Here is a 6950-nt window from a genome sequence, read left to right on the forward strand (position 1 = left end):
GGTTGCAAGCTTTCCCAGTCAATGTTCCTGAACATAGGCGAGAATCTCATCCCTGAACTTCTCGAAGTCACCTAAGTGCCGGTTGACCATATTAACCAGCGCTTCAGGATCACTGCGCTCATACCGGTGAACGAGGAAGTTTCGCAGTTGCAGCATGCGCGTGTAATTCTCGTCTTGCGTCAGTACGCCCATTTCGATGCAGCGGTGAATGGCGTCGGCGCTCGTCGTCGCCGGCGATTGGCCGGAGACGGCCAACAGCCTCTGGCAAACGTCTATGACCACTTCAACCAGCACCTGCAAACTGCGCTCAACGGCTCGCTGCGTCTGCCAGTTGGCATTCAACTGTTTGACCGACACGTGACCGAGGGAGCGCAGTTCCACCAATGTGTGGTCAAGGGCCTGAAGCTTTTGGGCAACGATGCCATTTTGCATAGAGGTATTATGTATGGAAATCCGCCAGCGCGGGCACACGCCACAGGTGCGTCCGCCCCCGATCGTCGCTGGCCCCCAGACCGGCCGCCGGCGGCCACGCGCCCGGCTGCGCCGCCAGCCAATCGGCCACGCGCGATTCGGCCCGTTCGGCCGTGCGCAGGATAGAGATGTGGCCGATCTCGACGGCCAACTCCTCTAGCAGGTAATCGACGTGCCAGCGCAGCCGCTTGTCCGCCGGCAGCGGCCCGGCGGCCGGTCGCAGTCCCACCTTTGCCAGCCGCGCGGCCAATTCATCGCGGATGGTGTGGGGCGGCCGGCCTCCGCCGCGCGTGGCGTGCCGCAGCAGCCGCCCGGCCAGCGACGTTGCGCCGCGCCGGCTCAGCGCCGAGCCGACATAGGCGTAGTTGCCGGCCGGGATGGCGATGGGCCGGCCAGTCTGGAAGCGGCCGAAGGCCAGCGCCAGATCGCGGTGGACGCCCAGCCACAGGATGTAGACGCCGCCAGGGCTGTCATCGCCGGAGAGGGTGATACAACTGGTCATCAGGCTTATTATCTGCCACAATGTGGGCCCACATCGTGGGCAAGCCCATTCTGGGCTTGTCCGTCTCGATCGGCCCTCTAGCCGATATTATGGAAGGAGTCGTCATGAACGCCAAGCCGACACGTTCCCTCTATGCCACGCGCACTCTGCTGTTAGCGCTTCTGCTGTTGCTGACCGGCCTGACGCCCGTTCTGGCCCAGCGCGACGACCCGCAGAACATTCCCCCGCCCGACATGGTGACCATCGCCGGCACGCTCCAGACCCAACTGGGCTGCTCTGGCGACTGGAACACCCAGTGCGAGGAATCCATGCTCGTCTACGACGCCGACAGCGATCTGTGGCTGGCGACGTTCGTGCTGGCAACCGGCTCCTACGAGTACAAGGCCGCCCTCAACGGCGCGTGGGACGACAACTACGGCCAGGGCGCGGAGTACTACGGCCCCAATATCACGCTGGAGGTGGCCGAAGACGGCCCGGTAACCTTCTGGTACGACCACAACACGCGCTGGGTGGCCGACAGCATCAACCACAGCCTCGTCAGCGTTTTTGGCGACTTCCAGGACGAACTGGGCTGCCCGGTGGCCGACGCGCCCGACTGCTTGCGCGGCCTGCTGAGCGATCCCGACGGAGACGGCGTCTACGTGCACCTGACCGCCAGCGTGCCGCCCGGCGACTACTCGGCCGCCGTGGCCCAGAGCGCGGGCGACCCGGACGGCGCGCTCGAATCGCTGCCGACCGCTGCCGCCCCTGTGACCTTCACCGTGGCCGAGGGCGAGGCCGTGCTTTTCTCCTATGAGGCGGCGGCCGATACCCTGACCACCAGCCCCGCCGACCCGGCGGCCTCTCCCAGCGGGACGACCGAGGCGGCCATGCCCCCGCCGGTCGTCGCCGAGCCGCCCGAGCGCGTCGTCATCCCCGGAACCATCCAACCCGCGCTGGGCTGCCCCGAGGAGTGGCTGGCGGATTGCGAAGGCACGGCGCTGGCTTTCGACGAGGCCGGCGACGTGTGGCGGGCTACTTTCACCCTGCCGGCCGGCGACTACGAGTACAAGGCTGCCCTCAACGGAACGTGGGACGTGAACTTCGGCCTCAATGCCCAGCCGGGCGGGCCGAACATCCCGCTGTCGCTGGCCGAGGAAACGGAGGTCGCTTTCTACTTCTCCACCCAGACCGGCTGGGTGACCGACGACGTGAACAGCCTCATCGCCACCGCCGCCGGCAGCTTCCAGGACGAGCTCGGCTGCCCGGCCGAGTGGTCGCCCGACTGCCTGCGTTCCTGGCTGCAAGACCCGGACGGCGACGGTCTGTTCGTCTTCCAAACCGACGCTATCCCCGCCGGGACGTACGAGGCCAAGGCCGCTGTCGGCCTGAGTTGGGACGAGAACTACGGCGAGGGGGGCGAGGCCGGCGGGGCCAACATCCCCTTTGAAGTGCCCGCTGACGGCACGCTGGTGACGTTTATGTGGGATTCCGATAGCAAGCTCATGACCATCCAGGTGGGCGGCAGTGGCATGGTGGGTAGCCTGTCCGAAGCCAAGGCCCACTGGATTGCCCAGGACACCATCGTCTGGGACGTGGCGTACAGTCCAGACAACGTCTACACCTTCCACTTCACCGAGACCGGTGAGCCGCTCGAACTGAGTCAGGACGGGGTCAGCGGCCGGCCGGTGACGCTAAGCTACGACCCCGCCGGACTTTCCGAGGAACTGGCGACACGCTTCCCGCATCTGGCCGGACTGCCCGTCTTCCATCTGCCCACCCGCGGCGGCGTGGTACGCATCGCCCTGAAGGGGCAGGTGGCCGTGGCCGCCGTCGACGCCGCCGGCGAGTTGCTCGACGCCACCGGCTTGCAGATCGGCGGCGTGCTGGACGATGTGTACCCCTACGACGGCCCGCTCGGCGTCAGCTATGAGGATGGCGCGCCCGTCCTGCGCGTCTGGGCACCCACGGCGCAGCGCGTGCGGCTGGTGCTGTTCAACGACGCCAATCCGGAGACGCCCGGCGCGGAGCCGCGGATCATGCGCGTCGATCCCGACACCGGCGTCTGGACCCTGGCCGGCGAGCCGGAGTGGGACCGCCAGTACTACCTCTACGAGGTACAGGTCTTCGCTCCCAGCACCGGCGCGATCGAGACGAACCTGGTCACCGACCCGTACTCGGTCAGCCTGTCGGCCAACAGCCGGCGCAGCCAGATCGTCAACCTGGACGACGCCGACCTGAAGCCGGAGGGCTGGGACACACGGCAGCGCCCGCCGCTGGAAGCTCCGGAGGACATCGTCATCTATGAACTCCACGTGCGCGACTTTAGCAGCTTCGACCCCAGTGTGTCGGAAGAACTGCGCGGCACGTATGGCGCGTTCCTGGGCGGCGACGGCGCAACGCATCTGGCGGCCCTGGCCGAGGCGGGTGTGACGCATCTGCACCTGCTGCCCAGCTTCGACATCGCCACCATCAACGAGAACGAGGCCGAGCGCGTGGAGCCGGACCCGGCCGAGTTGGCCGCGCTGCCGCCCGACTCGGAGGCGCAGCAGGCGATCATCGGCGAGGTGCGCGACCTGGACAGCTTCAATTGGGGCTACGACCCGCTGCACTACAACGTGCCGGAGGGCAGCTACAGCACCGACCCCGACGGCGTGGCCCGCATCCGCGAGTATCGCGCGATGGTGCTGGCGCTCAACGGGATGGGGCTGCGCGTTGTCGCCGACGTGGTCTACAACCACACCAACTCCAGCGGCCAGGCGGATCTGTCGGTGCTCGACCGCATCGTGCCCGGCTACTACCACCGGCTGAACGCCAGCGGCCGGGTGGAGACGAGCACCTGCTGCCAGAACACGGCCACCGAGCACGCCATGATGCGCAAACTAATGGTCGATTCGGTGCGGTTGTGGTCGGAGCAGTATGGCATCGACGCCTTCCGCTTCGACCTGATGGGCCACCACATGAAGGACGACATGCTGGCCGTGCGCGCGGCGCTGGACGAGATCGATCCGTCCATCTACGTCTATGGTGAGGGGTGGGACTTCGGCGAGGTGGCCGGCAACGCCCGCGGCGTCAACGCCACGCAGCGCAATATGGCCGGCACGGGCATCGGCACGTTCAACGACCGGTTGCGCGACGCGGCCCGCGGCGGCAGCCCGTTCGACGGGCAGCAGGAGCAGGGCTTCGTCACCGGACTCTACACCGACCCCAACGAGACTGACCAGGGCACGGCCGAGACGCAGTTGGCCCAACTGCTGCACTTCAGCGACCTGGTGCGCGTGGGGCTGGCCGGCAACCTGGCCGGCTACACCTTCACCGACGCAACCGGGGCGACGGTGACAGGCGCGGACGTAGACTACAACGGCTCGCCCGCCGGCTACACTGCCGACCCACAGGAGAACATCGTCTACGTCAGCAAGCACGACAACGAGACGCTGTTCGACGCTATCCAGTATAAGGCTCCGGCCGCGGCCGACATGGCCGCCCGCGTGCGCATGCAGAACATGGGCAACAGCATCGTCATGCTCAGCCAGGGCGTGCCCTTCTTTCAGGCGGGCGACGATCTGTTGCGCTCCAAGTCACTCGACCGCAACAGCTACAACTCCGGCGACTGGTTCAACGCCATTGACTGGACGGGCCAGACGACCAATTGGGGGCGCGGCTTGCCCCCGGCCGGCGACAACGAGAGCATGTGGCCGGTCATGGCTCCCTTGCTGGCGAATCCCGCGCTGGCCCCGCTACCGGAGCACACCGCCGCCGCGGCCGCCCACTTCCGCGAGATGGCCCAGGTGCGCGCCAGTTCGCCGCTGTTCCGGCTGCGCACGGCCGAGGAGGTGCAGGCCCGCCTCCAGTTCCACAACACCGGGCCGGAGCAGATCCCCGGTGTCATCGTGATGAGCCTGTCGGACGCCACCGGCGACAACCTTGACCCGGCCGCCGACCGCGTGGTCGTGCTGTTCAATGCCAACGACGAGGCATTGACTTTCACAGTGCCCGAGTGGGCCGGGCGGGAGATGGCGCTGCACCCGGTGCTGGCCGGGTCAGCCGACGCGCTGGTGCGTGAATCGAGTTGGGACGCGGCGACGGGCGCATTCACCGTGCCCGGACGGACAACGGCGGTCTTCGTGCAGGCCGAGGGCACGGAGCCGGCGGCCGCGCCTGAGCCAACGTCCGAACCAACGGTCGCGCCAACCGCCACACTTGTGCCGACGGCCGAGCCAGCCGCCGCCGAGGCCACAGCCACGCCCGCCGCCATGCCCACGGCGACGGAAGCGGCCGGCGAGCCGACGGCGACGCCGGCCGAAGAACCGACCGCGCCGGGGCTGGAGTCCACGGCGCAGGAAGAGGCAACCGGCAACACGGGCATCACGGCCGTGGCGCTGCTGGTCATCGTCGGCGTCATCGGCGCCGTCGCCGGCCTCATCGCCTGGCTTAACAGCCGCCGGACGGAGGAGAAGTAGTATCCGCAGATTGGGCAGATCGGCAGATTTAAAGAAGATCACGCAAAGAGCGCTAAGGACGCAAAGAACGCAAAGAAGAACGTTTTAGCGATCTTAGCGTCCTTTGCGCTCTTTGCGTGAGATCTTCTGCCTAATCTACGAATATTCCTTCCGCTAACGCAAGCGCGCCCCAGAGCGGCGCGTCGTCGCCCAACTCCGCCGGGACGATGTCGAAGCGCACTTCGGGTAGCGCCGTCTCGGCCGCCGCCCGCCGCACCTCGGCCCACCACGCCTCGCCCGACTTGGTGACCCCGCCGCCCAGGATAAACCGCTGCGGGTTGACCAGATTGGCCGCGTTGCCCAGGCCGACGCCCAGCGCCCACGCGCCGCGCAGAAGTATCTCACGCGCCAACAGATCCCCTGTCGCCGCCCGCTCCGCCACACCCCGCCCGGTTATTCCCTCTCCCCTTGGGAGAGGGTTAGGGAGAGGGTCTTCCGTCCCCTCGCCCGTCGCAGCCCCTCCCCTAACCCCTCCCGAAGGGAGGGGGATCGTCGTCTCCTCGCCGGTTGTCCCTCCCCTAACCCCTCCCAAAGGGCGGGGGATCGCCATCTCCTCCTGTGGGAGAGAAGCTTCTCTCCCCTGCTCCCCCGCCCCCCTGCTCCCCTGCGCATAATCTGCCGCCATATAGGGGCCGGAGGCCAGCCGCTCCACACACCCCCGCTTGCCACAGAGGCACAGCGGCCCGGCCGGGTCAGCCACGGTGTGGCCGATCTCGCCGGCCATGCCCTCATGGCCGCGCCAGGGACGCCCGCCCAGAATCCAGCCGCCGCCGACGCCGGTGCTGACCGTCACGTACAGCATGTCATTGACGCCCCGGCCCGCGCCCAAACGGTGCTCGCCCAGGGCGGCGACGTTGGCGTCGTTGTCCACGGCCACGGGGCAGCCGAATTCGACGGCCAGCCGCTCGCGCAGCGGCATGGCCTCCCAGCCGCGGACGTGGTGGGAGAGGCGCACCACTCCGGTGGCGTAGTCCACCGGCCCGCCGAAGCTGACGCCGATGGCCGCCGGCGGGCGCCCGGCCAACAACTCGTGGGCCATCACCAGCATGGCCGCCAGTTCATACGCCGCGTCGGCGTCGGGCGGGGTGAAGACGCGCCGCCGATCAAGGATAGAGTAAGAGGAAAGAGGCTCACGCAAAGAGCGCAAAGGACGCCAAGAACGCAAAGAAGAAATCTTGGCGTCCTTTGCGCTCTTTGCGTGAGATTTCTGATTCGCAACGAACAGCGCCGCGCTCAGCTTTGTGCCGCCAAAATCGAGAGCCAGGATAGGTTCGCTCATGGGTGGGATGATAGGGAGGTGGGGGGCCAGTGGCAAGTGGCAGGTCACACCATTCGTCACTCATCACTCATCACTTGTCACTTAACATGACAGTCCGCGCCAAAATGGGTGACGGATGACACTAAGCGTCCTGTCGGCGGTGTGTCACAATACTGGCGTTGGCGCGCGACCGGCGACAGGCCGGTGCGCGACGATGTCTGTTAACCGACGGGGGAGCCAA

General features: G+C 67.2%; 4 protein-coding genes. 1 reads left to right on the top strand and 3 read right to left on the bottom strand.

Annotation, left to right across the window (positions count from 1 at the left end):
• Nucleotides 1–18 precede the first annotated feature (18 nt).
• Nucleotides 19–432: a DUF86 domain-containing protein gene (locus ACE3UY_RS09110; RefSeq protein WP_374687230.1), complete on the bottom strand. Its 414-nt coding sequence runs from the start codon at nucleotides 430–432 to the stop codon at nucleotides 19–21.
• A 7-nt stretch (nucleotides 433–439) separates the two neighbouring features.
• The gene (locus tag ACE3UY_RS09115; RefSeq protein ID WP_374687231.1) at nucleotides 440–973 is read right to left on the bottom strand and encodes a DUF123 domain-containing protein; all 534 of its coding nucleotides are present in this window, start codon (nucleotides 971–973) and stop codon (nucleotides 440–442) included.
• A 20-nt stretch (nucleotides 974–993) separates the two neighbouring features.
• Here ACE3UY_RS09115 and pulA point away from each other — a divergent pair, with 20 nt between their 5' ends.
• The gene (gene pulA / locus ACE3UY_RS09120) at nucleotides 994–5412 is read left to right on the top strand and encodes a pullulanase-type alpha-1,6-glucosidase (RefSeq protein WP_374687232.1); all 4419 of its coding nucleotides are present in this window, start codon (nucleotides 994–996) and stop codon (nucleotides 5410–5412) included.
• A 130-nt stretch (nucleotides 5413–5542) separates the two neighbouring features.
• Here pulA and ACE3UY_RS09125 read toward each other — a convergent pair whose 3' ends face one another.
• A complete protein-coding gene (locus tag ACE3UY_RS09125) occupies nucleotides 5543–6730 on the bottom strand; it encodes an ROK family protein (protein WP_374687233.1) in 1188 nt (395 codons plus the stop codon).
• Nucleotides 6731–6950 lie beyond the last annotated feature (220 nt).

It is taken from the genome of Promineifilum sp. (SeqCode), from assembly GCF_041918635.1.
Taxonomy (GTDB): Bacteria; Chloroflexota; Anaerolineae; order Promineifilales; family Promineifilaceae; genus Promineifilum.